This window comes from Ruegeria sp. AL1, from assembly GCF_056540905.1.
Window position 1 is genome coordinate 447,126 of record NZ_JBQFXP010000001.1, and the last position, 25,216, is coordinate 472,341.

Annotated in this window: 29 protein-coding genes; 14 read left to right on the forward strand and 15 right to left on the reverse strand. The window is 57.3% G+C overall.

Annotation, left to right across the window (positions count from 1 at the left end; all coding sequences use genetic code 11):
• Nucleotides 1-67: 67 nt before the first annotated feature.
• From ACRZ9X_RS02245 to fabD, 4 genes are all read right to left on the reverse strand, one after another.
• Nucleotides 68-607 (reverse strand): GNAT family N-acetyltransferase, encoded by a 540-nt coding sequence (locus ACRZ9X_RS02245; RefSeq protein ID WP_480515729.1) that lies wholly within the window; start codon nucleotides 605-607, stop codon nucleotides 68-70.
• A 139-nt stretch (nucleotides 608-746) separates the two neighbouring features.
• Nucleotides 747-980 carry an acyl carrier protein gene (locus ACRZ9X_RS02250; protein WP_008756330.1) on the reverse strand — a complete coding sequence of 78 codons (234 nt, stop codon included), beginning with the start codon at nucleotides 978-980 and terminating at the stop codon, nucleotides 747-749.
• Nucleotides 981-1,188: 208 nt separating this feature from the next.
• Nucleotides 1,189-1,926, reverse strand: coding sequence for a 3-oxoacyl-[acyl-carrier-protein] reductase (gene fabG, locus ACRZ9X_RS02255; RefSeq protein ID WP_480515730.1), 738 nt, complete (start codon nucleotides 1,924-1,926; stop codon nucleotides 1,189-1,191).
• Between the two features lie 41 nt (nucleotides 1,927-1,967).
• Complete coding sequence (fabD, locus tag ACRZ9X_RS02260; RefSeq protein WP_480515731.1) at nucleotides 1,968-2,906, reverse strand: ACP S-malonyltransferase; 939 nt, start codon at nucleotides 2,904-2,906, stop codon at nucleotides 1,968-1,970.
• Nucleotides 2,907-3,079: 173 nt separating this feature from the next.
• On the opposite strand from fabD, the gene ACRZ9X_RS02265 reads away from it, so the two are divergent.
• A complete protein-coding gene (locus tag ACRZ9X_RS02265; protein ID WP_480515732.1) occupies nucleotides 3,080-4,306 on the forward strand; it encodes a cytochrome b/b6 domain-containing protein in 1,227 nt (408 codons plus the stop codon).
• A gap of 62 nt (nucleotides 4,307-4,368) precedes the next feature.
• Here ACRZ9X_RS02265 and ACRZ9X_RS02270 read toward each other — a convergent pair whose 3' ends face one another.
• Together ACRZ9X_RS02270 and ACRZ9X_RS02275 are read right to left on the reverse strand one after the other, a co-directional pair.
• Entirely contained in the window at nucleotides 4,369-4,941 is a 573-nt protein-coding gene (locus ACRZ9X_RS02270; protein ID WP_480515733.1) for a YceI family protein, read from the reverse strand.
• A gap of 127 nt (nucleotides 4,942-5,068) precedes the next feature.
• Nucleotides 5,069-5,587, reverse strand: coding sequence for a hypothetical protein (locus ACRZ9X_RS02275; RefSeq protein WP_480515734.1), 519 nt, complete (start codon nucleotides 5,585-5,587; stop codon nucleotides 5,069-5,071).
• A 270-nt stretch (nucleotides 5,588-5,857) separates the two neighbouring features.
• On the opposite strand from ACRZ9X_RS02275, the gene rpsF reads away from it, so the two are divergent.
• The 6 genes from rpsF (at nucleotide 5,858) to ACRZ9X_RS02305 (ending at nucleotide 9,598) form a co-directional block, all read left to right on the forward strand.
• Nucleotides 5,858-6,211, forward strand: coding sequence for a 30S ribosomal protein S6 (gene rpsF / locus ACRZ9X_RS02280; protein ID WP_170652383.1), 354 nt, complete (start codon nucleotides 5,858-5,860; stop codon nucleotides 6,209-6,211).
• Nucleotides 6,212-6,238: 27 nt separating this feature from the next.
• Nucleotides 6,239-6,466, forward strand: a complete 228-nt coding sequence (rpsR, locus tag ACRZ9X_RS02285; protein ID WP_005608650.1) for a 30S ribosomal protein S18 — start codon at nucleotides 6,239-6,241, stop codon at nucleotides 6,464-6,466.
• A gap of 12 nt (nucleotides 6,467-6,478) precedes the next feature.
• Nucleotides 6,479-7,099 carry a 50S ribosomal protein L9 gene (rplI, locus tag ACRZ9X_RS02290; RefSeq protein WP_480515735.1) on the forward strand — a complete coding sequence of 207 codons (621 nt, stop codon included), beginning with the start codon at nucleotides 6,479-6,481 and terminating at the stop codon, nucleotides 7,097-7,099.
• Nucleotides 7,100-7,250: 151 nt separating this feature from the next.
• Nucleotides 7,251-7,727: a transglycosylase SLT domain-containing protein gene (locus ACRZ9X_RS02295; protein WP_480515736.1), complete on the forward strand. Its 477-nt coding sequence runs from the start codon at nucleotides 7,251-7,253 to the stop codon at nucleotides 7,725-7,727.
• 205 nt (nucleotides 7,728-7,932) lie between these two features.
• Entirely contained in the window at nucleotides 7,933-8,634 is a 702-nt protein-coding gene (locus ACRZ9X_RS02300) for a LuxR family transcriptional regulator (RefSeq protein WP_480515737.1), read from the forward strand.
• 103 nt (nucleotides 8,635-8,737) lie between these two features.
• The gene (locus ACRZ9X_RS02305) at nucleotides 8,738-9,598 is read left to right on the forward strand and encodes an acyl-homoserine-lactone synthase (protein ID WP_480515738.1); all 861 of its coding nucleotides are present in this window, start codon (nucleotides 8,738-8,740) and stop codon (nucleotides 9,596-9,598) included.
• A gap of 97 nt (nucleotides 9,599-9,695) precedes the next feature.
• Here ACRZ9X_RS02305 and tig read toward each other — a convergent pair whose 3' ends face one another.
• From tig to ACRZ9X_RS02320, 3 genes are all read right to left on the reverse strand, one after another.
• Nucleotides 9,696-11,027, reverse strand: a complete 1,332-nt coding sequence (tig, locus tag ACRZ9X_RS02310; RefSeq protein WP_480515739.1) for a trigger factor — start codon at nucleotides 11,025-11,027, stop codon at nucleotides 9,696-9,698.
• A 184-nt stretch (nucleotides 11,028-11,211) separates the two neighbouring features.
• Nucleotides 11,212-12,333: a porin gene (locus tag ACRZ9X_RS02315; RefSeq protein ID WP_480515740.1), complete on the reverse strand. Its 1,122-nt coding sequence runs from the start codon at nucleotides 12,331-12,333 to the stop codon at nucleotides 11,212-11,214.
• A gap of 278 nt (nucleotides 12,334-12,611) precedes the next feature.
• A complete protein-coding gene (locus ACRZ9X_RS02320; protein WP_480515741.1) occupies nucleotides 12,612-14,408 on the reverse strand; it encodes an NAD(P)H-hydrate dehydratase in 1,797 nt (598 codons plus the stop codon).
• 169 nt (nucleotides 14,409-14,577) lie between these two features.
• On the opposite strand from ACRZ9X_RS02320, the gene ACRZ9X_RS02325 reads away from it, so the two are divergent.
• From ACRZ9X_RS02325 to ACRZ9X_RS02345, 5 genes are all read left to right on the forward strand, one after another.
• Nucleotides 14,578-14,916 carry a P-II family nitrogen regulator gene (locus ACRZ9X_RS02325; RefSeq protein WP_170325301.1) on the forward strand — a complete coding sequence of 113 codons (339 nt, stop codon included), beginning with the start codon at nucleotides 14,578-14,580 and terminating at the stop codon, nucleotides 14,914-14,916.
• A 33-nt stretch (nucleotides 14,917-14,949) separates the two neighbouring features.
• Nucleotides 14,950-16,356 carry a type I glutamate--ammonia ligase gene (gene glnA / locus ACRZ9X_RS02330; protein WP_480515742.1) on the forward strand — a complete coding sequence of 469 codons (1,407 nt, stop codon included), beginning with the start codon at nucleotides 14,950-14,952 and terminating at the stop codon, nucleotides 16,354-16,356.
• A gap of 104 nt (nucleotides 16,357-16,460) precedes the next feature.
• Nucleotides 16,461-17,105, forward strand: a complete 645-nt coding sequence (locus ACRZ9X_RS02335) for an MSMEG_1061 family FMN-dependent PPOX-type flavoprotein (protein WP_480515743.1) — start codon at nucleotides 16,461-16,463, stop codon at nucleotides 17,103-17,105.
• Nucleotides 17,106-17,157: 52 nt separating this feature from the next.
• Complete coding sequence (locus tag ACRZ9X_RS02340) at nucleotides 17,158-17,946, forward strand: lytic murein transglycosylase (protein ID WP_480515744.1); 789 nt, start codon at nucleotides 17,158-17,160, stop codon at nucleotides 17,944-17,946.
• A 196-nt stretch (nucleotides 17,947-18,142) separates the two neighbouring features.
• Nucleotides 18,143-19,051 (forward strand): hypothetical protein, encoded by a 909-nt coding sequence (locus ACRZ9X_RS02345; RefSeq protein ID WP_480515745.1) that lies wholly within the window; start codon nucleotides 18,143-18,145, stop codon nucleotides 19,049-19,051.
• Between the two features lie 35 nt (nucleotides 19,052-19,086).
• Here ACRZ9X_RS02345 and ACRZ9X_RS02350 read toward each other — a convergent pair whose 3' ends face one another.
• On the reverse strand, nucleotides 19,087-19,830 hold the full coding sequence (locus ACRZ9X_RS02350) for a heme-dependent oxidative N-demethylase family protein (RefSeq protein WP_480515746.1): 744 nt from the start codon (nucleotides 19,828-19,830) through the stop codon (nucleotides 19,087-19,089).
• A 123-nt stretch (nucleotides 19,831-19,953) separates the two neighbouring features.
• On the opposite strand from ACRZ9X_RS02350, the gene dddP reads away from it, so the two are divergent.
• Both dddP and ACRZ9X_RS02360 read left to right on the forward strand, forming a co-directional pair.
• Nucleotides 19,954-21,297: a dimethylsulfonioproprionate lyase DddP gene (gene dddP, locus ACRZ9X_RS02355; RefSeq protein ID WP_480515747.1), complete on the forward strand. Its 1,344-nt coding sequence runs from the start codon at nucleotides 19,954-19,956 to the stop codon at nucleotides 21,295-21,297.
• Nucleotides 21,298-21,399: 102 nt separating this feature from the next.
• Nucleotides 21,400-22,620, forward strand: a complete 1,221-nt coding sequence (locus tag ACRZ9X_RS02360) for a bifunctional alpha/beta hydrolase/OsmC family protein (protein WP_480515748.1) — start codon at nucleotides 21,400-21,402, stop codon at nucleotides 22,618-22,620.
• A gap of 21 nt (nucleotides 22,621-22,641) precedes the next feature.
• On the opposite strand, the gene ACRZ9X_RS02365 is transcribed toward ACRZ9X_RS02360, so the two are convergent.
• The 5 genes from ACRZ9X_RS02365 to ACRZ9X_RS02385 form a co-directional block, all read right to left on the reverse strand.
• A complete protein-coding gene (locus ACRZ9X_RS02365; protein WP_480515749.1) occupies nucleotides 22,642-23,010 on the reverse strand; it encodes a hypothetical protein in 369 nt (122 codons plus the stop codon).
• Nucleotides 23,011-23,021: 11 nt separating this feature from the next.
• Nucleotides 23,022-23,582, reverse strand: coding sequence for a hypothetical protein (locus ACRZ9X_RS02370; RefSeq protein WP_480515750.1), 561 nt, complete (start codon nucleotides 23,580-23,582; stop codon nucleotides 23,022-23,024).
• Between the two features lie 138 nt (nucleotides 23,583-23,720).
• Nucleotides 23,721-24,308, reverse strand: coding sequence for a biotin transporter BioY (locus ACRZ9X_RS02375; RefSeq protein WP_480515751.1), 588 nt, complete (start codon nucleotides 24,306-24,308; stop codon nucleotides 23,721-23,723).
• 76 nt (nucleotides 24,309-24,384) lie between these two features.
• Nucleotides 24,385-24,807, reverse strand: coding sequence for a DUF6314 family protein (locus ACRZ9X_RS02380; protein WP_480515752.1), 423 nt, complete (start codon nucleotides 24,805-24,807; stop codon nucleotides 24,385-24,387).
• Entirely contained in the window at nucleotides 24,804-25,136 is a 333-nt protein-coding gene (locus tag ACRZ9X_RS02385; RefSeq protein WP_480515753.1) for a hypothetical protein, read from the reverse strand. The genes ACRZ9X_RS02380 and ACRZ9X_RS02385 overlap by 4 nt, the downstream gene beginning before the upstream one ends.
• Between the last annotated feature and the right edge of the window lie 80 nt (nucleotides 25,137-25,216).

The window sequence follows — 25,216 nt, forward strand, 5'->3', positions numbered from 1 at the left end:
CGCACACGCACTTTTACCAGTTTCGGCAAACTACGGGCGTTTTGCGGCATCTGCGAGAAAGATGGACTCAGACGCGCGGCGGAGGACCATTGCGGCGCAGCAAAGTAACAGGACTGTCCCGGTAGCTGCTTTCGCGCATAACCACATAGCCCAGTTTTTTGGCCAACTTTTGCGACACGGTATTTTCGGTATCTACCATGGCCACCAATGGCCCAGGCATGATCCGGTCGAACCAGTCATGCGCGGCCTGCGCGGCCTCGTATCCCAACCCCTCGCCCTGCGCCTCGGGCACCAGAATCCAACCGGCTTCGGGAAAGCTGTCAAAATCGTCGCCAAGCGCGCGGTTTCCATAGAAAAATCCGGCCTGACCGATCATCTGCCGGTTGGATTGCCGCACAACAGCCCATTGCCCGAAACCGGCCATCTGCCAATGCCCGGCATTGCGCAGAAACGAATCCCACGCCTCGCCCCGCGATCGAGGCTTGCCGCCGACATGCCGCACGATGCAGGGGTTGCGCCAGATCTCGGCGAACCGGTTGAAATCCTCGGGCCGCATGCCGCACAGCGTCAGACGGGCCGTATTGATCATTGGGGTGGATCTTATCATGCGCCCACTCTCGAATATCTTGCCTCAGATGCAGCGTGGCGAACACTTATGCCATCTTGCAAGCCCGAATTCCCGGCTGAAACAAAAAACGGCGCCTCCGTTGCCCGGAAGCGCCGCTTTGAAACCGTATGCGAGTGGCTTAGGAAGCTTCGCTGATGAATTTGACCGCGTCGCCAAATGTCTGGATGGTTTCGGCTGCGTCATCAGGGATCTCGATGCCGAATTCTTCTTCGAAGGCCATAACCAGTTCAACGGTGTCCAGGCTGTCTGCGCCCAGATCGTCGATAAAGGACGCGTTTTCCGCGACTTTGTCTTCTTCGACACCCAGGTGCTCAACAACGATCTTCTTCACGCGATCTGCGACGTCGCTCATGTCTATTCCTCATTCCATTTCAGGGCGGTTTGCCCGGTTCTGCCCTTGCCCGATGGGGTTGGCCTTGATGTGCCCGTTCCGGGCGGTTTGAGTCCCGGAACCCGGGAAATTAGAAGGCCGACCTTGACGACCGGCCCTGAATTTATGCGCCGCCTATAGCACAGACAACGCGCAAGGCAAACGCTTTCGCACCTGCCTTGACTCGCGCTCACAACATGGCCATGCCGCCATTCACATGCAAGGTTGTTCCGGTAACATATCCGGCCTCTGGGCTGGCAAGATACAGAACCGCCGCCGCAATCTCTGATGGATCCCCCATGCGCCCTGCCGGAACCTGCGTCAGGATACCTGACTTCTGATCATCGGTCAGCTTGTCGGTCATGGCTGTAGTGATAAACCCGGGCGCCACCGCATTGGCAGTGATTCCACGGCTTGCTACCTCATAGGCCAGCGACTTGGTCATGCCCACCATGCCCGCTTTGGACGCCGCATAGTTCACCTGACCCGGATTGCCCGTCGCGCCGACAACGGACGAGATGTTGATGATCCGACCCCAACGCGCTTTCATCATGCCCCGCAGCACGCCTTTGCACAGTTTGGCCGTGGCCGTCAGATTGACGTCGATCACGCTTTGCCATTCTTCATCAGACATCCGCATGAATAGGTTGTCGCGTGTGATCCCGGCATTGTTGATCAGAATATCGACCGAACCCATCGCCTCGGCCGCCTGCTTCGGCAGCTCTGCGACAGCCTCCATGTCACTCAGGTTGCACGGCAAAACATGCGCGCGATCGCCCAGATCCGCAGCCAGTGCCTGCAGGGGTTCAACCCGTGTGCCTGACAAACCAACCGTCGCGCCCGCAGCGTGCAGAGCACGTGCGATGTCGCCGCCAATACCGCCCGAAGCCCCGGTGATCAGCGCATTCTTTCCTATCAAATCAAACATTTCCAGTCCTTCCCTCACCGCCACACCGGGCGGTTTATCCGTTATGCGCCGTCACCGGTCACTTTTTTCACGTCATCCGGCGAACCAACGGCCTGACACGCAAGGCCACGATCAATCTTGCGGATCATGCCGGACAAAGCCTTGCCCGCGCCAATTTCCCACGCTTCGGTCACACCTTGCGCAACCATATACTGCACGCTTTCGCGCCACCGCACCGAGCCTGTGACCTGCTCGACCAGCAGTTGACGGATCACGTCAGGATCGCTCACCGCCTCGGCGCGCACATTGGCCACCAGCGGCACCGCGGGTGCCTTGATTTCGACGGCGGCCAAAGCCTCGGCCATCACGTCGGCCGCAGGCTGCATCAGCGCGCAATGAAACGGAGCGCTGACCGGCAGCATCACGGCGCGTTTGGCGCCCTTTTCCTTTGCGATCCCGGCCGCGCGCTCAACGGCAGCTTTTGACCCCGACACAACTACCTGTGTCGGGTCGTTGTCGTTCGCAGCCTGACAGACCTCACCTTGCGCGGCTTCGTCAGCAACGGCGCGCACGGCCTCAAGGTCCAGGCCCAGAATGGCGGCCATCGCGCCCTCACCCACCGGCACCGCGCTTTGCATCGCCTGTCCCCGCGTCCGAAGAAGCCGGGCTGTATCTGCAACCGACAGCGCCCCGGCGGCGGCCAGCGCCGAGTATTCGCCTAATGAATGACCCGCAACAAATGACGCCATCGAGACCGAGGCCCCCTCGGCCTCAAGCGCGCGCAGTGCCGCGATGGACGTTGCCATCAAGGCAGGCTGGGCATTCTGCGTCAGCGTCAGTTCCGCAATATCGCCTTCCCAGATCAACGCGCTCAGCTTTTCTCCCAAAGCCTCGTCAACTTCGTCAAATACGGCGCGGGCGGCAGGATATGCCTCGGCCAATGCTTTACCCATACCGACGGTCTGGGCCCCTTGCCCGGGAAATACGAAGGCGCGTGTCATTGATACCTCTTGGATGACGTAAGGTTGCGGCGGGGTGTAAACCGACTGACGCGCTGGCACAAGCATCGTGTAAGGTCTGCATCCCGACACTGTTTCTGTGCATTTCTTTGCCTTGTGTCCTGATGCGATCCCTTTACGCTGCCCGGCACGAACCATCACAAAGAGAATAACAAATGTCCGCGAAAAACACATTTGCCAGCTATGGCAGCGTGACAAAGGCGTTTCACTGGTTGACGGCGCTGCTGATTCTAACGGCCCTTCCGCTGGGATGGTTCGCCAACCAACTGGCTCAAGCAATATATGATCCGAACATTCCCACGACCGAAGCTGACATAGCCCGCGCTGCACAGCTGTTTTCCCTGCATAAAACTGTTGGGGTGACAGTTTTCTTTGTCGCACTGGCGCGAATCCTTTGGGCGATAACGCAGATCAAACCGGGGCTCCTGAACGCCGAAAACAAGCCCGAAGCGTTCGCGGCCGAAACTGTGCACTGGCTGCTATACGGGTCGCTGGTTCTGGTGCCGCTGTCAGGTTGGATTCACCATGCAGCCGCCGAGGGGTTTGCGCCAATCCTTTGGCCTTTCGGGCAGAACCTGCCCCTCGTTCCAAAGTCAGCCGCTTTGGCCGAATTCACAGCCAGCTTGCATTGGCTGTTCATTCTGGTTCTGGCGGGGTCACTGCTGTTGCACATCGCGGGCGCGCTCAAGCATCACATTGTCGACAAGGACAGCACGCTGCGTCGTATGTTACCCGGGCAGGCCAATGCGCCCGAGCCGCCGCATCAGGAACATTTGACAACACCGCTGTTCGCAGCGCTCGGCGTTTGGGTGCTGGTTCTGGCCGGAGGATGGTTTGGCGGTGTCTTCTCGCATCATTCAAGTGCTGGCACCGACACGGCGGAATTGGCGCAAGTACAGTCAGACTGGCAGGTTCAGGGCGGAGAATTAAGCGTGACGATCACACAGCTGGGCAGTGAGGTCACTGGCACATTCTCCGACTGGACCGCAGCCATCACCTTTGATGAGCCCACGGCGTCCGGTCTGGCAGGATCAGCAGATGTGACCATCGCCATCGGCTCGCTGAGCCTTGGGACAGTATCCGATCAGGCAATGGGTCCGGATTTCTTCGACTCGGCACAGTTCCCGACGGCGCAGTTCAAGGCAGAATTGTTCAAAACCGACAGTGGGTATGAGGCGCGGGGGCCCCTGACGATCCGGGACAAAACGGTGGACATCACCTTGCCCTTCACGTTGGGCATGCAGGACGGGATAGCGGACGTCGCGGGGTCGGTCGACATCAACAGACTGGATTTCGATGTCGGCACCTCGCAACCACAAGAGGATTCGCTGGGCTTTGCGGTCACCATCGGCCTTAAGCTGACGGCAAAACGCGGAGAATAGCGGACCAAAAGAAACCGCCAGAGGTCTCCCCCTGGCGGTTCTGTCATTGAGCTGGCTTGGCTCTATTCGGCTTTCTGTGCTTCGACAGAAATGAAGATTTCGACTTCGTCGCTGACGAACGGAGCGAATTGACCAAGATCGAATTCGCTGCGTACCAGCGTTGTGGTCGCATCGAAACCGGCCCAGGGCTTGCCCGCCATGGGGTGGTCACCCGCCTGGTTCAGCTTAGCATCCAGCACCACCGACTTGGTGACGCCATTCATGGTCAGGTCACCGGTAATGTTTGCCGTATTCTCACCGGTTACTTCGATCCCGGTCGAGGTGAATGTCACAAGGTCGCCCTCGGACGCGCCAAAGAAGTCTTCGGTCATGAAATGATCTTCGCGCGGCTTCCACCCGGTGAACATCTCAACCACGGGCATCGATACTGTCACGCTGGATGCGGCGGGGTTTTCCTGATCGAACAGAATCTCGCCCTCAAAGCCCGAGAACATTCCATAGGTCGTCGAGAATCCAAGGTGGTTGTAGTTGAAAATCACTTGGCTGTGGCTGGGGTCCAGAACGTATTTCTCGGCGCTGGCAAATGCCGTGGTCGCCGTCAGCGCCAGTGCAGCAGCTAAAAGAGTGGGTTTCATGTCAATCTCCGCAGTGTTGGGTATGGCAAACCGTACCGGTTGCTCGGAAATAAAAATGTGCTGCCCAAGGGCAGCACACAAGCTTTTTAAGTTCACAAATTCTGTTCTTTTTTGAACAGAATAGAATTCAGCCGAAAATTGTTACGTTTTGGCTGAGTTGACCTTTCAACGCCCGGCCAATTTCCGCCGATTGCAGCGGCAGCTTCATCAGCAGGCTGCCATCGACATCGAACAGCTCGACCTGATCATCGGCAAAGCGCGCGCCGCCCAGTGTGTCGTAGCTACGACGCAGAACCGTTTGCGGACGGCCGTTTTCGTTCTTTTGCAGGATGCGCACCTCGCGGCGAATGGGGTCGAAATAAGCATCCGGGCGGGAATCCGAGAACTGAATGGTCAGAAGACTGACGCCAATCATCAGAAAGGCCAGTGAAGCCACCAGTTTGATCGGCCAGACCTCGGCGCCGACGACACCGCCAGGCATCAACCACATCGAAAAGGCCGAGACGATAAAGAACGCGCCAATGACCCGCAGAAGGACCAGACGTGCCTTCCAGTTCGGCGCAAAAGTAATCAGCACCGGTACGGATTTATCAAATACAGCACGCTGTGCCGGAGTTTCAAAAGTGTTTGTGTTGGTAACCGCCATCTGACTTGTCCTGTCTTTAGTGTTCCAAGCGCCCGGGTGCTCCCGGCTTGGTAAACAACCTCGGGGGGAAAAGAGTCAGGAATTGGGCACCTCAAAGGAAATTGGACGACTTCACAAGGGCATGTGTGGCAGGGCTTGCCCCGCCGCCATAAACGTGTATATGGGGCCATCCTTCGCAAGACACATGAATCGCGCAGCCTCTCGTGGCAGGGTCGCGAAGGAAATATGGCCCCGCCTATGAAATGCGCCTTGATATAAACAGGAGTGCACATGCCACTGTATGAGCATGTAATGATCGCGCGTCAGGATCTGTCCAACGCGCAGGCAGAAAGCCTTGTCGAACATTTCGGCACCGTTCTGGCTGACAACGGCGGCAACGTCGTCGACAGCGAGTACTGGGGCGTCAAGACGATGGCTTACAAGATCAACAAGAACCGCAAAGGCCACTATGCCTTCCTGAAGACCGACTCGCCTGCTGGCGCGGTTCAGGAAATGGAACGCCTGATGCGCCTGCATGAAGACGTCATGCGCGTTCTGACCATCAAGGTCGACGAGCATGCCGAGGGCCCCTCGGTCCAGATGCAGAAGCGCGATGAGCGCGAAGGCCGCCGCGAGCGCCGCTGATCAACGCCTGACGAAAGGACATATACCATGGCCGCAAAACCATTTTTCCGCCGCCGCAAGGTCTGCCCGTTCTCGGGTGAGAACGCGCCGAAGATCGACTACAAAGACACCCGTCTGCTGCAGCGCTATATCTCTGAGCGTGGCAAGATCGTTCCTTCGCGCATCACCGCCGTTTCGGCGAAAAAGCAGCGTGAACTGGCCCGTGCTATCAAGCGCGCCCGCTTCCTCGCCCTGCTGCCCTACGCCGTGAAGTAAGGAGAGACTGACATGCAAGTTATCCTTCTGGAACGCGTTGCGAAACTGGGTCAGATGGGCGACGTCGTTGACGTCAAGCCCGGCTTTGCCCGCAACTTCCTGCTGCCCCAAGGCAAAGCGCTGAGCGCGTCCGAGGCCAACATCGCCTCGTTCGAAGCCCAGAAAGCGCAGCTTGAGGCGCGCAACCTGGAAACCAAGAAAGAAGCTGAAGCCCTGGCTGAAAAGCTGGACGGTCAGCAGTTCATCGTGATTCGTTCGGCATCGGATGCTGGCGCTCTGTACGGCTCAGTCACCCCGCGTGACGCCGCAGACGCCGCGACCGAGGCGGGTTTCACCGTTGACAAGAAACAGATCGTTCTGGTCGCGCCGATCAAGGAACTGGGCCTGCACGCGGTTGCCGTCAAGCTGCACCCCGAGGTCGAAGTTGAGATCAAGATGAACGTTGCCCGTTCGGAAGAAGAAGCCGAACTGCAGGCATCGGGCAAATCGATCCAGGAACTGGCCGCCGAGGAAGAAGCGGCCGCAGAATTCGAGATCGCCGAGCTGTTCGACGACATTGGCTCGGCCGCATCGGATGATGAGGAACTGGTTGCTGAAGAAGCCCCGGCTGACGAAGACGAGGCGAAAGCCTGATCGTCCAAAACCCGATCTGAAAAGGCCGCGTCACTTACGCGGCCTTTTTTTTGTTTTTTGCGCAAACGAGCAAAATTTAGCCGGAATTCACAACTACGGTTGCACGAGAAATCCTGCACCATATCATCACTCACGGAATTCGGAGATTTCAATGCCCCCCATCTCGCGTCGTCATCTGCTGGCCTTATTGCTTGTTGCCCCCCTTGCCGCCTGTGCCACACCCGATACCCCTACCCGCGCTGCGACCGAGCCGCCGCTCTATCCCAATGAAACGCCTGAGCTGCGGGCATCGATCAACAAGTGGGCAGACCACTATGAGATTCCACGTGAACTGGTTCACAAGCTGGCTATTCGCGAAAGCACCCATCGCCCCTGGGCGGTGAATCGCCCTTATTACGGCCTGCTTCAGATCCTGCCCGCCACCGCAAGGTCGATGGGTTACAAAGGTGACCCGCAGGGATTGCTGGATGCCGATACCAATCTGGAATTCGCGGGGAAATACTTGCGCGGGGCATGGCTGTTGTCAGATGGCGATCAACAGCGCGCGATTTTCCTGTACGCCAAAGGCTATTACCCCGAAGCGAAGGCACGGGGAATGCTGGTCGAAACCGGGCTTCGTTCCGAATAAACAGGCGACTCAACCATTAGCTGTAGATGCAGTGGTAATAATATGTGCAAAAGACTAAGCTTCTGTTGCCATAAGCGCGCATTAAGCCTATGCGCTGTTAACAAATTGCTTGCGTAAAGGACCCAGGTTGACGCAACGTATCGCTTAGTGTGGACAGATATGGCATTCTTGTGGGGAGAGAATAGCCACCGTAAAGGTTGGACAGGTGAAACTCATAGACTTGGCCGCAATCGACCATGAGGAGAGGTCGGCCGAAGATATAATAAACTCGGTCTGCGAGGAACTTGGCTTTGACTATGCGTCTTATGCCACCATGAATCCTGTCAAAGGGGACGTTCAGGGGTATGCCAACTACCCGGACGAGTGGAAGATTCACTATGGCCGGCATGGTTTTCACCATTTTGACCCGACCATCTATCAATCTGTGCTCAGCATTGCCCCGGTCGATTGGGGCCGTTTCAATCATGACGAGAAATTCAATGCGGTCTTCAAAGACGCGCATGACTTTGGAATCACACCGCGCGGCCTGACGGTGCCGATCCGTGGCCCCTATGGGGAATGCGGAATTCTTAGCGTCACGCGCGACTGTTCCGACGGAGAGTGGGAAAAGCTCAAAGGCCACGTCATGGGCGACCTGCAACTGGCCGCGGTGCAAGCACACGATACTGTGATGCAATCGGGGTTGCTTGCCAAAGCGCTTTATCTACCTTCCCTGTCGACGCGCGAAAAAGAGATTCTGCAGTGGGTCGCCGAAGGGAAATCCCAACAGGATATCGGTGATATCCTTTCGATCTCGCATCGCACCGTCGAAGTACACATGCGGTCCGGTCGCGAAAAGTTGGGCGCGCTGACCACACCGCAGGCCATCGGCCGCGCCATCGGTTTGGGCTTAATTGCCCCGGGTTAATAAAAAAAATCCAAAAATACGGGAAATCCCCAATAGTCTCGCGTGCAGACTTGGTTAACAGTCAACCTACGGTAACCAGACTGTAGACTGTAGGGGGATGGAAATGATCATCGTAATTGATGGTATCAACCAACATATGTTCACCGATGTACTGGATGAAATGTTCAAACTGCGTGCGCGCGTCTTCGGCGATCGCCTGGGTTGGGACGTAAATATCAAAGATGGGCGCGAGCGTGACCACTTTGATGACTTGTATCCGGCACATGTTGTCAGCATCAACGACTCGGGGGACGTCGTTGGGTGCATGCGACTGTTGCAAACGACCGGACCGCACATGTTGTCCGACGTGTTTCATTCAATCCTGGACGGAGAGCCGCCGATTCGCAGTGCTCAGGTCTGGGAAGCAACCCGCTTTTGCGTCGATACGAAAAAGCTTGGGCGCGGACGCGGCGAGAACTCGGTATCCTACGTCACCAGCGAAGTGATGATCGGATCTTTCGAATACGCCAAGAAAGCCGGTGTGCTGGACTCTATCGCGGTGATCGACCCGGTGATGAACCGTGTTCTGCAACGGTCGGGCAATGCGCCTTATGACTATCTGGGCACGGCAAAACCCATGGGCAAAGTTGTCGCCATGGCCGCGCTGATGGATTGCTCGGAGGAACGGATTTCCGGCATTCGCGACTATGCTGGCATCGAACATGATGTCTTTTTGACAGACGAAGAAGCGCTGGATTTGTTTGCAGGCACCAAGGCCAAAGAACCGCAAACCAACGTGGCAAACTTCGACCACCAGCCGCTCAGCCAGTTGGAAAAGTACTTTGTCGAGCAGATGAGCGCTGCAAAGACACAAGCCGAAGTGAACGACGTTCTGAAACTGATCGAAGCACTCTCGGACCGATTTACGCCAGAGCAGAAGACCGCTCTGCTACGAACCCCCCGTGCTTTTGCTCATGAGGCCTGACCCCCTCACCTCATAGCACAAAGCCACCCACGCGGAGCCGTCTTTTTTCAAGGCGGCTCCGCTCTTTTGTGGACCCCGGAGACGGGGAAGAAAGAGGTTATTCCTCTTCCAACGCCTCAACGGCTTTCTGCAGATCGTCCTTGCTGACTTCTTTGTCGGCGACCTGAGCCAGTTCGAACACGTAATCGACAACCTTGTCTTCAAAGATCGGCGCGCGCAGTTGCTGTTGCATCTGAGCGTTCTGCTGCACAAACTCAAAGAACTGACGTTCCTGACCCGGGTACTGACGCGCCTGGTTCATGATCGCCTGGGTCATCTCGGCATCCGTAACCTCAACCTCGGCTTTCTGCCCCAGTTCAGCCAGCAGCAGGCCCAGACGCACGCGGCGTTCGGCCAGCTTGTTGTGCTCATCGGTAGGCTCGATCGGATCGTGGTCGTGGCCTTCGACGTCCGGGTTTTCCTCGTGCCACAGCTGATGTGCAATTTGCTTGGCTTCGGCTTCAACCAGTGACGGCGGCAGGTCAAATGAAACCTTCTCGTCCAGCACATCCAGCAGGCCACGCTTCATGACAGCGCGCGACGCACCGGCGTACTCGGCTTCCAGACGCTCAGCGATCTGCGTTTTCAGACCGGCCAGATCTTCGGCACCAAACTTCTTGGCCAGCTCGTCGTTAACCTCGGCTGCAACAGGCTCTTTCACCTCTTTGATGGTGCAGGCGAACACAGCGTCTTTCCCAGCCAGATGCTCGGCGCCGTATTCTTCGGGGAACGTAACGTTGACGTCTTTTTCTTCTTCGGCCTTCACGCCAACCAGCTGCTCTTCAAAGCCGGGGATGAAGCTGTTCGAGCCCAGAACCAGCGGATAGTCCTCAGCCGAGCCGCCTTCGAACTCTTCGCCATCGACCTTGCCGACAAAATCGAACACGATCTGGTCGCCATCTTTGGCTTTCGAGCCCTTGCGGCGCGCTTTGAAATCCTGCGCGGTTTCGGCCAGGTTGTTCAGTGCTTCTTCGACAGCCGCGTCATCGGCCTTGACCACCAGCTTTTCCAGCTCGACCGATTTCAGGTCAACTTCGGGAATCTCGGGCAGCGCCTCATAGGACATCGCGACCTCGACATCGTCGCCTTCTTTCCAGTCCTCATTGGTCATCTTGACCTCGGGCTGCAGGGCCGGACGGTCACCACTGTCCTCAAAGTGCTTGTTCATCGCGCCGTCGATGGTTTCCTGCATCGCTTCGCCCAACAGGCGCTGGCCAAACTGCTTTTTCAGCAACGCCATGGGCACCTTGCCTTTGCGGAACCCCTTCATTTCAACTTCGGGCTGTGCCTCGGTCAGTTTTTCGTTGACCTTGTCGTCCAGCTCGGCTGCAGTCACAACGATGTTGTAGCCGCGTTTCAGACCTTCGTTCAGCGTCTCGGTAACCTGCATTATGGTAGTCCCCATAGGATTCGGGGCGCGCAAAACGGGCGCGCCAGGCAAATTTGACGCCTTCTATTTGTCCAGCCGATCACGCGCAAGGGGCAACTGCCGGATCAGCCCTGTTTTGCCGGTCTTTTGAACAAAAAACGCCCTGGTACAGACCAGAGCGTTTCACCGCATTGCGGGTGCGGGCTCAGAACTGCCAGCGTGCGCCCAGAACCCAGGCTTCATTGTCATCAAAGTCTATCCCGTCTTCGAAATCGTGATTGCGATATTTCAAATACACATCCGTGTTGATGCTATCTACGCGCTGCACAACGGCAATGCCCCAGGCACTGGTGTCAGAACCGTCATTCTCAAAGTCCGATCCGTCAAAATAGTCGATGCCGACACCGGTCTGACCCCACGAGACCCAGTCATCCTGATAGGACAGTTTTGCGTACCAGTAGTTCGGGTCCGACACCCCTGCCCGATCATCATCACGGGTGCCAAACGCCGCTGTAAACCCAAACCCGTTTTGCAGCAAAACCGAGGCCGAGCCAATTGTATCCTGCTGATCTCCACCTGCATCGAAATCGCGCACAGCATAGGCCAGCGCCGCAGCAAACTTCACCCCGCCACCAAAGGTGGTTTCATAAAACAGGCCGAGATCATAGTAATCATCATCGTCATCGCTGTTCAGAATGTTCTGGCCATAGGCGATCCCTGCCGAGAACCCATTGAAGTCCGGCGTATCATAGCGGATCCGCCCCCGGCGCGCTCCGTCGAAGTTGCTGCTTGAATCTCCGACGGTGGTCCCGCTCAGAATGCCGTTTGGCGCGCGATAAAAGAAGCCAGCGTTCTCGTCATTGGTGAAGGAATACAGCGCCGTCCCGACATAGGACAAATCAACCTCGGCAGCACCATCGGCAACCATGCTGCCCTGCCCCGCAGAAAACCGGCCATATCCGCCCTTGAGCGAGAAATCGACATGGCGGATGTCCTCGCGGTTCCACCCATCGGCGTTGGTACCGAACTGATCGGCCGAGGCGGACCCCGGCAAACCCAACCCGGTTTCAAAGCGAAACATGAATTCACTGCTGCCATAGGGCTGCATCAGGCGCAGTCCCACACGGCTGTTCGACAGGTCATTGTCCAGAACCCGCGTTTCGGTATCGTCTCCGTCATCCACAGAAATCAGCGCCGGGTGCAACTGCCCATATAGCAGCACATACCCGCCACTTTGGTTTTCATATTTCAACTCAGCCGCAGCCGGGATCGCCGTCGTTGCAACCAGCAACGCAGCAAGGGGTGTAGGGGTCAATTTCACTGTCATATCATTCACCATCAAAGGGTTCAGCTTTGGGGCGCCGCAAAATCCCGTACAGTGCCATGGTTTTGGTTTCGGTTGCTTCCGGCCGTTTGGCTTAAACAATCAGGAACCTGCCAATGCGTCTTCGAACATAAAAATAATTGCTTTCAACGATTTGCAGCCAGCATCAGGAAGAGAGTCGTACGCCCTGCTTTAAATTCTTACATTCTATTATGCGAATAGCAATTTCTCGCAACACACGGGCGCAAATCCACAAAGCAGCAATTCGCCGAAACAGGAGCTTATGGGCTGGTTTTTGCCTGAGCCAACTGCCGGAAAACAGCGGGCAGTTGTTCGGGCAGGTCTTCCGCAATCAGACCCGGGCCAAACGCCCGGGCACATTCCACATGCAACCAGGCCGCAGTTTCAGCTGCGGGCATTGGATCTAGTCCACGCGCCAGCAGGCCGGTGATGAATCCCGCCAGTACATCGCCCGATCCGGCCGTCGCCAGCCATGGTGCTGACCGGTCATAAACAGCCGCATGAACCGCACATGTTCCATCTGGCGCCGCAATCACCGTATCTGGCCCTTTGAACAGCACCACACACCCCGCGCGCTGCGCCGCCTCACGGGCTGCATCCACCTTTGAATACGCTGGGCCGGATTGGACACCATGATGATCGCCCTGAACGCTCTGACCTCTCAACCGATCGGCCAAATCCGGAAATAGTCGCGCAAACTCGCCAAAATGCGGGGTCAGGACACAGCGTTCGTGCACCATCCCGAACAACACGCCCGGATCATTCTGAAAGGCCGACAGCGCATCCGCGTCCAGCACCGTCTCTCTTTGCGCTGACATCGCAACCGGCACCAACTCGCGCGCGCGTGCCATGCCCAAACCAGGCCCCAGGCACAAGGCATTCAACCGCTGGTCCTGCAGAACATCGGTCAGCCCATTTGCATCCTCTACCCGGTCCAGCATCAGCGCCGAAATCTGAGAGGCAACCTCTGACACCGCGGCCGTTGGCACACCGAGCGTCACGAGCCCCGCACCAATCCGCAGCGCCCCACGCGCCGCCAACCGGGCCGCACCGGTTTTTCCCTCTGATCCTGAAAGCACCAGCGCGTGACCAAGCGAAAATTTGTGTGAGCCCAGCCCGGACTTGTCCAAAACCTCAGCGAATCGACCAGACATGACAGGACGCGGATCATCCACCATCGCCTTCTTTCTCACCAACCGCATTCTCGCAGGTCGCAGAACACGCGCCTCGCCATTACCTGCACGGCCGCTCGGCGCATCGAAGACGCGCCATTCTTTCAAGCCGATATCCTTGACCACAAGTTTCCCGCATAATGCAGGCCCCGCACCGATGAAATGACCGATCTTGGGACTGTCAAACGCAACCGTCAGCGCCGCCGACGCGGCCAGCCCGCGGTAATCCCCATCAGAGGGGACACCAACCCCCAAAACGCGACCACTATCCATACACAACCCAGACGGAGAATCGATGGCCACCGTTCGAAATGCCCCTCCCTCGCGCGCACGCGCCGACATCTCACCCAAGACCTTTCGAAGATCGCCCCGCACCGGCCTGGTCAGGCCAGTTCCAAACAGCGCGTCAACGTAAAGATCCACGCAAGAGGCCTCGCCCATCAAATGCTGCCTTCGGAACATATCCGCCGTCAATGGGGACACGTCCCCAATCTCCAACCACATCAGATAGTTGGCGCGCGCATCAACGGGAAGACGCGCGGGGTCCCCATACAAATAAACCTGCACCTCCCATCCGAGCGCATGCAGAAGCCTGGCGACAACAAACCCGTCACCGCCATTGTTACCGGGCCCGCACAGAACCACAGCGCGCAGCCTCACCTCTTCATCTTTTTCTAAATACTCAACAGGCTCATCGCTCCCGACCGCACCAACCGCCGGTGAATCACACACAGCTTGCCGCCGCAAAGCGGGCCATTCCTCAAAAATCGCCTCGACGACCCCTTGCCCCGCCCGTTCCATCAATTCCAGCCCTGTCACCTGACCGGACTCAATCGCCGCCAGCTCAATCGCGCGCATCTGCGCGGCGGTCAGCAACTCTGTCATCTTCCCTCACCCGGCGATTCAATTTTGATTACTTTTTATGCAAAGCGATCAAAATTTCATCCACCGCCTATTTTCTCGGCATCGCAACACAGCCAGTTTCGCATTCGGTTTGCCGACTGATCTTAGACGTGGTCAGTGCCACCGTGACAAGAGATAAAGGGAGCCCGGGATGAAGAAGATCGAAGCGATCATCAAACCGTTCAAACTCGACGAAGTGAAAGAGGCTTTGCAGGACGTCGGTGTCCAGGGGCTCAGCGTGATCGAGGTCAAAGGATTCGGTCGCCAGAAAGGTCATACCGAACTGTATCGCGGCGCAGAATACGTGGTCGACTTTCTGCCCAAGGTGAAGGTCGAGGTCGTGCTGGACGATGATCAGGTCGACGCCGCGATCGAGGCCATCGTTTCAGCGGCGAAAACCGACAAAATCGGCGATGGCAAGATTTTTGTCTCACCCGTTGAACAAGCCATTCGCATCCGCACCGGTGAGACCGGTTCGGAAGCCCTGTAACACAGTAATCTTCAAATCAGAGGAATAGAGAGTATGAGCAAGGACGCAGTTCTTCAGCTGATCCGGGATGAGGATGCCGATTACGTCGATATCCGCTTTACCGACCCGCGCGGCAAGCTTCAGCACGTGACCATCATGTCCGACCAGGTTGACGAGGACTTCCTGGAAGAAGGCTTCATGTTCGACGGCTCGTCCATCGCCGGATGGAAGTCCATCGAAGCATCTGACATGAAACTGATGCCCGACACTGACAGCGCCTATGTCGATCCGTTCTATGCGGAAAAGACCATCTGCCTGCACTGCTCGGTCGTAGAACCCGACACCGGTGAAGCCTATGAGCGCGACCCGCGCGGCACCGCCCAGAAAGCCGAGGCCTACCTGAAAGCATCCGGCATCGGTGACGTTGCCTATATGGGCCCCGAAGCCGAATTCTTCCTGTTCGACGACGTCCGTTTCTCGAACAGCATCAACAAAGTATCCTACGAAGTTGATGCAACCGACGCGTCGTGGAACACCGACACCGAGTACGAGATGGGCAACATGGGCCATCGTCCGGGCGTCAAAGGTGGTTACTTCCCTGTAAACCCTGTTGACGAAGCGCAGGACCTGCGGTCGGAAATGCTGTCGACCATGAAGCGTCTGGGCATGAAAGTGGACAAGCACCACCACGAGGTTGCCTCGTGCCAGCACGAGCTGGGCCTGATCTTCGACAGCCTGACCAAGCAGGCCGACGAGCTGCAGAAATACAAATACGTCATCCACAACGTGGCCCATGCCTACGGCAAATCGGCGACCTTCATGCCAAAGCCCATCGCAGGCGACAACGGCACCGGCATGCACGTCAACATGTCGATCTGGAAAGACGGCAAGCCGCTGTTTGCTGGCGACAAATACGCTGACCTGTCGGATGAGGCGCTGTACTTCATCGGTGGTGTTCTCAAGCACGCCAAGACTCTGAACGCCTTCACCAACCCGTCGACCAACAGCTACAAGCGCCTGATCCCGGGTTTCGAAGCGCCCGTTCTGCGCGCCTACTCGGCCCGTAACCGCTCGGGTTGTGTACGTATTCCGTGGACCGAAAGCCCGAAAGCCAAGCGCGTCGAAGCTCGCTTCCCTGATCCGGCCGCGAACCCCTACCTGGCGTTTGCCGCTCTGCTGATGGCTGGCCTGGACGGCATCAAGAACAAGATCGATCCGGGCGAAGCCATGGACAAGAACCTGTACGATCTGCCTGCCGAAGAACTGGCTGACATCCCGACCGTATGTGGTTCGTTGCGTGAAGCGCTGGAAGCTCTGGCATCCGATCACGACTTCCTGCTGCAGGGCGACGTGTTCACCAAAGACCAGATCGACGGCTACATCGCGCTGAAGATGGAAGAGGTCGAAACCTACGAGCATACTCCGCACCCTGTAGAATACGGCATGTACTACAGCTGCTGATCAAGAATTTTCGACGAAAATTCTCGCGAGGGCGTCCATCCGGGCGCCCTTGTTTCATTTGGCGTGATCTTTCACACTCGGATCATCCGAACAGGAGAAATGCCATGACCTCGGACGCTGTGTTTTCGCGCTATTCAGATTTTATCACCTCGACCGACGCACTGGAGCGCATCACAGGCGCGCCCCTGCCTCAGATCATCGCCAAGGAAATACCCGAACTGGATCAGATGTGCCGTGACTTTATCGCGACCTCGACCTTCTGCCTGATCGCGTCCGCAAATCCGGACGGACATCTGGACATCTCGCCGCGCGGCGACCCGGCCGGATTTGTTCAGGTGGTCTCGGACACGCTGATCGCAATACCAGATCGTCCGGGCAATAAACGTGTCGATACCTTTCACAACGTCCTCAGAGATCCACGCGTCAGCCTGATCTTTTTTGTTCCCGGCAAAATGGAAACTCTGCGCCTTCGCGGAACTGCGCGGATTTGTGCGGATCAAACCCTTCTTGATCAAATGGCCGTAAATGACCATGCGCCAAAGCTCGCGCTTTTGGTCCATGTCGAGACCGTTTTTGCCCACTGCCCGAAATGCGTCATCCGCGCGGGCCTGTGGCAGCCCGACAGGTGGCCCGACTCTTCGGATCTGCCGAATATGAACGCGATGATGGTCAAACATGCCAAAATCAACCAGACACCGGACGAATGGTTCCAAAGCCTCAGGGATTCAGGAGAGCTGAATCTATATTAGCCTCGCTTTTCCGACCGCAAAGCCGCCCTGCTCAAACAGAAGGACATATTGAATGATCAGAATTGCGCTGATTTTTGCTTTTGCAATCTCATCGGCAGCCTCTGCTGCACCTTGTGGAAATGACGGCAGCGGATTTGAAGTGTGGAAACAGGATTTTGCAAAACAAGCCAGGCGGGCTGGCGTTAGAAAAAAGGGCCTGCAGGCCTTGGCCCAATCGCAATATGCCACCCGGACCATTGCCGCCGATCGCAACCAGAAAAGCTTCAGATATTCGCTGGACAAATTCATGCAGGTGCGCGGAGCGAATACAATCATCGCACAAGGACGAAAGCGAAAAGCGGCAAACCCGAAGTTTTATGCCGCCCTCGAACGACAATATGGTGTGCCAGCGGGCGTTCTGATTGCCATTCACGGCATGGAAACGGGCTTTGGTTCCTTCATGGGAGATAGTCAGGTTGTTTCCGCAATCACAACATTGGCATATGATTGCCGCCGATCCGAATTCTTTATTCCTCACGCGATCGGAGCCCTGAAACTGGTCGATAAAGGCAGTATCACGATGGCGACAAAGGGGGCAAAACATGGCGAGCTGGGTCACACGCAATTCCTGCCAGGCAACGCATTGGAATACGGTGTGGACGCAACGGGAGACCGGCAAGTGGATTTTTACAACATGACTGATGCCCTGGCATCCACCGCGAATTTTCTTCGCAAGAAAGGCTGGAAGCCCGGTCGCGGCTATCAAAAAGGCGAGCCGAACTTTGCGGTCATACAGCAGTGGAACGCTGCGTCTGTGTATCAGCAATCCATCGCAATCATGGCCCAACGAATCGACAATTAGGCGACCAAAAAACCCTGCACAGATCAGCCCTTTTTTGCCACATTCTTGCCACAGACATTAAGTCGGACCCTTAGTTTCTTGGTTTCCAAAGCGTAACCAATAATTAGAATTTTTCACTTTTTTGCATTTCTGCCCAATTTTGCCCCATATCCGCCGCTAGTGTGGCACTTGTAAACAGGCGGCAAAGGAACGGGCTGTGACTGCAAAGCGACTGTATCATGGTGGTCTTCAATTCGATGGTCGTGCCAAAGGCGCGCTTGATCGGTTCTGTACTGTTGTGACCGCGACACTGGAAGACTACGGCCACCTTGTCGAGCGCAAGACGCTATTGAGCGAGTTCGAAGCAAGCATTGTAACCAGCCAGTATCTTGTCCGGCTAACACTGGAAGACAACAGCCCGAAACGGACTGAAGATCGCCACGAACAGATGGATCGCGTTGCAGGCCTGAAAACCAAGGCCCGACCCACCGCATCCCGGCCCCGTCACAGGTTGTCCATTTCGATTTGCCCGGTCTCGAGTCTGCTGGATGATACCGAGATTTCCGAGCTCATGCTTGTCGTCATTCTCTATCGGATGGTCGATATCTGTTCGACCCGATGGGTCGAATGGCTGTCCCCGAATACGGTTCTGACGCTGGAACAATTCATGGGTGCGTTCGATTCAATTGCACCGCGCAAGACTCGGGATTTCCGTCAGATTTTCGACACAGTCAGTGGACCATTTGCGGGGCTTGACCTCTCCGAAACGGAGCCGAAACTGCCAGAGGCAGCGGCTCAGGCACCACGCCCGATACAGCTCACGGATGAACAACTGCTCAGCATCGCGTTCAGAACCGAACCTGAAACCCCCTTCATGGCGGCTCCCCCCTCCACGCCTGACGCCGACGAAGACCGCCCCAATGATATCCTGCGGCTGACCAGTTGGGGCATGACGGGGTGTGTGGCCACAGTATCAGCACCCGTCGCCATGTCACTGGCGGCCGTAAACCTCATTCGTGGTGAAGACTTCCGCCTGAACACGCAGGTCCTGGCCTTTTCTGCTGCAATCTTCGGACTGAACAGCAGCCAGGCAATCGCGGACGTTGCCCGGGTCTTTGCCTTGTAACCGATTTCTCTCAGCCCTCCGTGGAGGCCCCGCCATCAGGCGGGGTTTTCCATTTCTGGAATGCGGCTTGCGTCAATCACATAAGTATGAATCGCAAACACGACTGCGCGCGTAACCGGAAGACGTAACAAAGTCTGACGTTCACTGCGCAGAAATCGCGCATGTTCCCGGCTGCGACTCTCGCGGGGTCGGTTTGCACTGCGCGGTTGGTACAATTCGGCGTCATGATACCAAAGCGCGTTGAACCGCCAAAGCGGACGATCGGGTTGGATACCATCAAACAGGCGCTGGACACGGCGGGCCACGTTTTCGTTGTAGGGTGCCACGGGTGTGTGAATGGCCGTCAATGGGCGCATGAATTTCTCGGACAAGCGCCAACTTGCCGGAAAGCACAAAATGGCGCCGGTCAGAATATGTTCTGCCCCGTGTTTTTGGAGAATACAGAAATCTTCTTGAACCAGATGGCAAAGGGTTTGCAAAGGTTGGTCCCTGTTGATGTTCACGGCATCTCCGTCGGGACGCACAACCTGATCTGACGCGCCTGGATATTTCTGCGCCAGCACAAGCTCCAATAATTCCAGCGCCGGGGCGTGGGCAGAAGGGTCCATGGCCAGTACATCCTGCCGATGGTGAAGCAAAACCTCGGCCCGCCGACGCATCTGGCCGGCGAAAGCGTCATCCTGATCCAACCAGTCTTCGGGTTCTGCAGGTCGCACGCCCGGCAAGGGATTGGGGGCAAGCGGGTCATACGGAATGCTGTGCTGAAGAATGAGACTCATACCCTTGCTCTAGCATTCACGAACCGCGGTGTCGGTCGAAAAGCGACCCGGGGCCGGTCGCATTTTTTCCAGACGTAACCCTTCACCGTTTTGTAGGCAGGATTGCAAACAGGGAGGTTAGTCGTGAACTCTCCATACCGAGACACACGAAAAATCGATCCAACCCAGGGGGCCCTGCTGGGGGATGGAACGCCGAACAACAATGACCGGATCGAAATTGGCCCGACACAGCTTGCGTTTCAGGAATGGGCCGAGGCCGGGCTTGCGCTGCCTAACCTGGAACAGATGCGGCGCTATCGATGGAACCGACTGACCCAAGGCATTGTCGCGCGCGACTGGGGTGGCGTTCTTCTGTTCGACCCGCTCAACATCCGGTATGCGACAGACAGCACCAACATGCAGCTGTGGAATACGCATAACCCGTTTCGGGCGGTACTCGTCTGCGCCGACGGTTATATGGTCATCTGGGATTACAAGAACTCGCCTTTCCTGTCCAAATTCAACCCTCTGGTGCGCGAGCAGCGCGCGGGCGCGGATTTGTTTTATTTTGATCGGGGCGACAAGGTGGATGTTGCCGCCGATGTGTTTTCGAACGAGGTTCGGACGCTGATTGCGGAACATGGCGGTGGCAACAGACGGCTGGGCGTCGACAAGATCATGCTGCACGGTCTGCGCGCGCTTGAAGCGCAGGGGTTCAAGGTGATGGAGGGCGAGGAACTTACCGAGAAGACACGCGCCATCAAAGGACCGGATGAAATTCTGGCGATGCGCTGCGCAAGCCACGCCTGCGAAACTTCGGTGGCCGCAATGGAGGAGTTTGCCCGCGCCCATGTCGGCGATGGAAAAACCTCAGAAGACGACATCTGGGCCGTGCTGCATGCCCAGAACATCAAACGCGGGGGCGAATGGATCGAAACCCGTCTTCTGGCCTCGGGACAGCGCACCAATCCGTGGTTTCAGGAATGCGGCCCCCGGATCACGCAGCAGAACGAAATCATCGCCTTCGACACCGACCTGATCGGATGCTACGGCATTTGCGTCGATATCTCGCGTACCTGGTGGATCGGAGATCAAAAGCCGCGCCCCGACATGGTTTACGCGATGCAGCATGCGCATGAGCACATCATGACCAATATGCAAATGCTCAAGCCCGGCGTGATGATCCCGGACCTGACGGCCAACACCCATGTTCTGGACGACAAGTTTCAGGCGCAGAAATATGGCTGCCTCATGCATGGTGTCGGTCTGTGTGACGAATGGCCTCTGGTCGCGTATCCTGACAAGGCCGTCAAAGGTGCGTATGATTATCCGCTAGAGCCCGGCATGGTCCTGTGCGTCGAGGCCGCCGTGGGCGAGGTCGGCGGTGATTTTTCGATCAAGCTCGAGGATCAGGTTTTGATCACGGAAGACGGTTTTGAGAACCTGTCGAAGTACCCGTTTGACCCCGAGTTGATGGGCCTGACGTAACAACTGGGCGCGATTTGTCACCTCCGCGTGAGGTGGGCCAAATGCGGGTTGTAGCGCGCCGCTGTCCCGCCCACTCTGTGGCAACACCGCAGGAGACTTCCCATGCCCACTGAACGCATTCGATTTGCCGGTCACGACGGCAGCCAACTGGCCGCGCGCCTTGATCTTCCGGATGGGCCGGTTCTGTCGACGGCGCTGTTTGCGCATTGTTTTACCTGTTCCAAGGATATCCCTGCGGCACGGCGTGTTTCCGCACGTCTGGCAGCCATGGGCATTGCGGTATTGCGGTTTGATTTCACCGGCCTTGGCCATTCCGAGGGTGAGTTTGCAAACACCACTTTCACATCCAATGTGGATGATCTGATCGCCGCGGCCAAGTATCTGGACGGGCGTGATATGGCCCCGTCTCTTTTGATCGGTCATTCTCTGGGCGGCGCGGCGGTTCTGCGTGCGCGTGCGGGCATCGCTTCGGTCAAGGCGGTGGTGACCCTTGGGGCCCCGGCCGATCCTGGGCATGTCGCGCATCATTTCGAGGACGCGCTGCCGGACATTCAAGAGCATGGTACAGCCGAAGTATCGCTGGGTGGGCGGCCCTTTCGCATAGGCAAGGCCTTTGTGGATGACATATCGGAAACCGCGCTTACCCCGGCGATTGCCAATCTAAAAGCCGCGCTGCTTATCCTGCACGCGCCCCGCGACGAAACCGTCAGCATCGACAACGCCAGCGCAATCTTCCTGGCGGCAAAACACCCCAAAAGCTTTGTGACCCTGGACGATGCTGATCACCTGATCACGCGCGCGTCGGATGCGGATTATGCCGCCGATGTCATCGCAGCCTGGGTCACCCGTTATGTCACATTGTGCCCTCCTGCCCCGCCCCCGGGTACGCCTGAAGGTGTCATTCGGGTGACCGAAGCTGACCCAGGCGGTTTTCTTCAGGACATTCAGTCAGGGCCAAGGCACCATGTGATTGCGGATGAACCTGTCTCTTATGGCGGCACCGACAAGGGCATGTCCCCCTATGGGTTTGTCTCATCGGGTCTGGGGGCCTGCACATCGATGACCATTCGGATGTATGCGCGACGCAAGCGGTGGCCTTTGACCGGCATCGTTGTCGATGTCTGCCACGACAAGGTTCACGCGCAGGACGCGGGCCTGGCCAGCGAAGGCAAGGTCGACCATTTCCGGCGCAAAATCCGGTTGGAGGGCCCTCTGACACCAGAACAGAGAGCCAAGCTGTTGGACATCGCGGACAAGTGCCCGGTGCACCGCACCCTCGAGGGGAAGGCCGAGATCACCACCGAGCTTTTGCCTGTGACCTGACCTCCCGGGGACGCTCCGAGCCTAGCGACGACGCGGTGCCGGTCGATGGATCGGGGGCCGAGCTGCCGGTGGGCGGGCGACCGGCGGGCGAGGACGAGCGGGCGGTTTTGCCACTGGCGGACGCGGACGCGCCGGCGGCTTTCCGACAGGCGGTTTCGGTCGTTCAGGCGGTTTGCCGTCCGGCGGTCTTGGTCGGTCCGGACGATCCGGCCGGTCGATATCAATATCCACGTCAACGTCGTGATAATAGTCGTTCCACAACAACGAGTCGTAAAACGGGTCATACCCGTAACCGACCCCCACGGTGACGCCATCACATGCTGACAAGGTCAACGAAGCCGCGCCGAGTCCCAGCCACAGGACAGAGCGTTTGATCAGTTTATTGGTCATCGTTGTCCCCCTCAGCGCAAGGACCGGAACGACGCAAACACGGCGTTCAGATCATCGACAAATGCAGGGTTTGCACCGTCGCGCAAGACAGCGACAGCGATGGCTACACGATCCCGAGGCAAGTCGATAACTGTTGCGGTAAAGCTGACCCCGCGCCCTTCGCGGGTGCCTGTCCCACGCACGATATGGGCGGGCAAGCCGCCGATTTGCGTGTCGCTCCGGCTTGAGACAACCGGATCGTTGACCAGAAACTTGTCGATATCTTCCAGATACCGCAGCCCGTCCTGAATAGTCGCAACCGAAAGAGGCGAAACAAACCCCATCCAGACGTTATCGTCAGTTACGGGCCGAAGCCCCATCACACGCGATACGGCACGGCTGTCGCCCAGTTGCGTATCCTCAAGCTCTCGCGGGCCGCCGGTACGCAATGCCCAGAAATCGGGCACGGAAAATCCGAAAATTGCGCTCCCGTCTTCGGTATACATGACCGGAGTGTCAGCATCGGCGGGTGACCCTAGCCCAGCCCAAGCCACAGCGCATGCGGCCATCAAGGGTCGGATTGAAATTGACATATCCAAATTACCTGATTGCTTCGATCCTTGAAGCTTGGCCTCTGTATGTGGGTTTTGTCCAGCATGACTTTGAGCTGAAACGAAAAAGCCCGCACCGATCTGCAGCGGCGCGGGCTTTCAATCTCGTAGATCCGAAGATCAGGTGCGGGCGTCACCCACCAGTTTCCACAGGCCCGGGATCAACAGCGCAGCCAGTGCCAGCTTGATCGCATCACCCAGAAGGAAAGGCGTCAGACCCCATTCCAGGATCGGCTTGTCCCAGCCGTAAAGCTGACCCAGCCACAGCAGACCGGGGACGTAAATCAGGACATTGGCCAGTACCAGCGCCAGCGCCATCTTGCCAATCGAGCGATCCCAGCCGCGTGCGGCCAGCATACCCAGCGCCAGCGTCGCCAGAACATAACCGACCAGATAACCGCCAGTGCCGCCCATCATGTAGGTCAGGCCAAACTTCTCGGCCGACGAGCTTGCAAAGACGTCAAAGCCCAGCGCTCCGACCAGCATGTAGCCCAGAATGGTCACCAGACCCAGACGCGCGCCATATGCGGTGCCGATGGTCAGCACGGCGAAGGTGCCCATGGTGATCGGAACAGGCCACATCGGCACTTTGATTTTTGCGGCAACGGCCAGTGCAACGATGCCCAGCGCAACCAGAACAACCTGCTTGACGCGCAGCGCGGTGCCCTCACGCGGGCCTATGGCGTTGGCCAGAACGTTTGCATTCATCTTTACTTCTCCTAATTCGGCCCAAGATTCTGCGACAGCAATGCCTTGTCAGAACGGTTGCTGCAAGATGATTACGCTATCGCCGCAGATATTCAGTGTCCATTTCATAAGATTTTCTGGGCCCCGACACAATCCACCTGACCGTCCAGCGCGGCCAACCCGAGAAATCATAGACCGCATCATAACTGTCCGGCGGGCAATCATGGTGATCCGAAGCCCCGGCCAGACCCAGCTTAAGCGCGTGAAAATAACGCTCGTCTTCAAAATGAATGGCGATCCGGTCTTGAGCATCGCGCCAAAAATACCGGCGCGTGCCTTTCATCTCGGCCTGCCCCGGAATACGAAGAGTTACCTCTTCATCATAGATCAAACCATACCCTGCCCGGCTGAGCCGCGCCAGGCCTGTCGCCTCGACCACCTGCCCGGCTCGTGCGTCGCGAATGACACGCGTCAGGTGCCAGTCTCCTTCAAAATCGATCAGGCGGGTTGGCAGGTTCATTCCGCGTAGGTTCCATTGGTTGCGCCACCATTTCGGTCGACAAACCGCACGACGGACCCGTGTTGTTGTACGTCATAACAGGCCCATAGGTTGGATGGCGGCCAAAGCGAACAAAACTGGTCCTCTCGAACCGCCCAGCGACCGGCACTTGATCGACCCGAAAAGTAGTGCGTGACACCCGAGGCGTCGAAGGTTTGCCAGACGCCTTCACCATAACCCAATTTCTGACCTGACAAGGCCGACAGAATCTCGTCCCCCGACAATGGGAGAAACACCTCGGCCTCCAAAACACCGGGCCAGAGGACCAAAATCAGGGCAAACCGTCTCATACCCGAACTCGCGCCTTGTTCCTTTGGTCATGCGCGGCTAAACCCCGCGCCAACGCCTCATCCCAACCATAAAAAGGTGC

Excerpts from the sequence above, each read along its gene's own strand:
- fabD (WP_480515731.1), bottom strand. The coding sequence starts at position 2,906 with ATGACACGCGCCTTCGTATTTCCCGGGCAAGGGGCCCAGACCGTCGGT.
- ACRZ9X_RS02385 (WP_480515753.1), bottom strand. The coding sequence starts at position 25,136 with ATGAGACGGTTTGCCCTGATTTTGGTCCTCTGGCCCGGTGTTTTGGAG.
- ACRZ9X_RS02370 (WP_480515750.1), bottom strand. The coding sequence starts at position 23,582 with ATGTCAATTTCAATCCGACCCTTGATGGCCGCATGCGCTGTGGCTTGG.
- ACRZ9X_RS02325 (WP_170325301.1), top strand. The coding sequence starts at position 14,578 with ATGAAGAAGATCGAAGCGATCATCAAACCGTTCAAACTCGACGAAGTG.
- rpsR (WP_005608650.1), top strand. The coding sequence starts at position 6,239 with ATGGCCGCAAAACCATTTTTCCGCCGCCGCAAGGTCTGCCCGTTCTCG.
- fabG (WP_480515730.1), bottom strand. The coding sequence starts at position 1,926 with ATGTTTGATTTGATAGGAAAGAATGCGCTGATCACCGGGGCTTCGGGC.
- ACRZ9X_RS02275 (WP_480515734.1), bottom strand. The coding sequence starts at position 5,587 with ATGGCGGTTACCAACACAAACACTTTTGAAACTCCGGCACAGCGTGCT.
- tig (WP_480515739.1), bottom strand. The coding sequence starts at position 11,027 with ATGCAGGTTACCGAGACGCTGAACGAAGGTCTGAAACGCGGCTACAAC.
- ACRZ9X_RS02265 (WP_480515732.1), top strand. The coding sequence starts at position 3,080 with ATGTCCGCGAAAAACACATTTGCCAGCTATGGCAGCGTGACAAAGGCG.
- ACRZ9X_RS02335 (WP_480515743.1), top strand. The coding sequence starts at position 16,461 with ATGACCTCGGACGCTGTGTTTTCGCGCTATTCAGATTTTATCACCTCG.
- glnA (WP_480515742.1), top strand. The coding sequence starts at position 14,950 with ATGAGCAAGGACGCAGTTCTTCAGCTGATCCGGGATGAGGATGCCGAT.
- ACRZ9X_RS02340 (WP_480515744.1), top strand. The coding sequence starts at position 17,158 with ATGATCAGAATTGCGCTGATTTTTGCTTTTGCAATCTCATCGGCAGCC.
- ACRZ9X_RS02295 (WP_480515736.1), top strand. The coding sequence starts at position 7,251 with ATGCCCCCCATCTCGCGTCGTCATCTGCTGGCCTTATTGCTTGTTGCC.
- ACRZ9X_RS02320 (WP_480515741.1), bottom strand. The coding sequence starts at position 14,408 with ATGACAGAGTTGCTGACCGCCGCGCAGATGCGCGCGATTGAGCTGGCG.
- ACRZ9X_RS02365 (WP_480515749.1), bottom strand. The coding sequence starts at position 23,010 with ATGACCAATAAACTGATCAAACGCTCTGTCCTGTGGCTGGGACTCGGC.
- ACRZ9X_RS02360 (WP_480515748.1), top strand. The coding sequence starts at position 21,400 with ATGCCCACTGAACGCATTCGATTTGCCGGTCACGACGGCAGCCAACTG.
- ACRZ9X_RS02315 (WP_480515740.1), bottom strand. The coding sequence starts at position 12,333 with ATGACAGTGAAATTGACCCCTACACCCCTTGCTGCGTTGCTGGTTGCA.
- ACRZ9X_RS02380 (WP_480515752.1), bottom strand. The coding sequence starts at position 24,807 with ATGAACCTGCCAACCCGCCTGATCGATTTTGAAGGAGACTGGCACCTG.
- rpsF (WP_170652383.1), top strand. The coding sequence starts at position 5,858 with ATGCCACTGTATGAGCATGTAATGATCGCGCGTCAGGATCTGTCCAAC.
- ACRZ9X_RS02250 (WP_008756330.1), bottom strand. The coding sequence starts at position 980 with ATGAGCGACGTCGCAGATCGCGTGAAGAAGATCGTTGTTGAGCACCTG.
- ACRZ9X_RS02350 (WP_480515746.1), bottom strand. The coding sequence starts at position 19,830 with ATGAGTCTCATTCTTCAGCACAGCATTCCGTATGACCCGCTTGCCCCC.
- rplI (WP_480515735.1), top strand. The coding sequence starts at position 6,479 with ATGCAAGTTATCCTTCTGGAACGCGTTGCGAAACTGGGTCAGATGGGC.
- ACRZ9X_RS02245 (WP_480515729.1), bottom strand. The coding sequence starts at position 607 with ATGATAAGATCCACCCCAATGATCAATACGGCCCGTCTGACGCTGTGC.
- ACRZ9X_RS02375 (WP_480515751.1), bottom strand. The coding sequence starts at position 24,308 with ATGAATGCAAACGTTCTGGCCAACGCCATAGGCCCGCGTGAGGGCACC.
- ACRZ9X_RS02270 (WP_480515733.1), bottom strand. The coding sequence starts at position 4,941 with ATGAAACCCACTCTTTTAGCTGCTGCACTGGCGCTGACGGCGACCACG.
- ACRZ9X_RS02305 (WP_480515738.1), top strand. The coding sequence starts at position 8,738 with ATGATCATCGTAATTGATGGTATCAACCAACATATGTTCACCGATGTA.